General features: G+C 22.8%; 1 protein-coding gene. It reads right to left on the reverse strand.

The features are described from left to right. Positions 1-237, reverse strand: a 237-nt coding sequence (locus N2201_07460; GenBank protein MCX7786035.1) for a hypothetical protein, incomplete at both ends; no start/stop codon positions are given.

The following is a 237-nucleotide window of genomic DNA, read 5'->3' on the forward strand; positions in this document are numbered from 1 at the left end:
GAACATTAGTGATATCAAGAATATTAAATTCATTAATACAATTCCAATCTATTTTATCTTGGAATTTTTCTATAAATTCTTCAGAGAGTTTTTGGTACTTACTGATATATTTCCAATTGACTTTATCTTTAAATTTTTCTATAAATTTTTCAGAGAGATTTTGGTATTTACTAATTTTATTCCAATTAAGTTTATGTTGAAATTTTTCTATAAATTCTTCAGAGAGTTGGATTTGGC

Source organism: candidate division WOR-3 bacterium (assembly GCA_026418155.1).
Taxonomy (GTDB): Bacteria; Hydrothermota; Tepidihabitantia; order Tepidihabitantales; family CAIPLT01; genus JAOABV01.